The organism is Pseudomonas sp. AC463 (genome assembly GCF_979253585.1).
On record NZ_CEEDDZ010001165.1, the window covers coordinates 1 to 236 of the forward strand.

The 236-nt window shown below is 67.8% G+C and carries 1 protein-coding gene; it reads left to right on the top strand.

From position 1 onward, the window contains the following. The coding region (locus AC0IYH_RS33975; protein ID WP_471838880.1) for a TonB-dependent receptor domain-containing protein at positions 1–236 on the top strand (236 nt) is incomplete at both ends.

Below are 236 nucleotides of genomic sequence, written 5' to 3' on the forward strand. Positions count from 1 at the left end.
CTACCGCGAGGGCTTCAAGGCGCCCACCCTGTACCAGTTGCAAAGCGAATACGGCAACGCGGCCCTGACGCCGGAGCGCGCCAAGGGCTGGGACGCCGGCGTCACGCAACGCGCGCTGGACGGCGCAGTCGAGGCAAGCGCGACGTACTTCCACCGCAACTCGCGCGACCTGATCAATTTCATATCCTGCCCCGCGCCGCTCACCGGCATCTGCACCGATCGACGGGACGGCACCT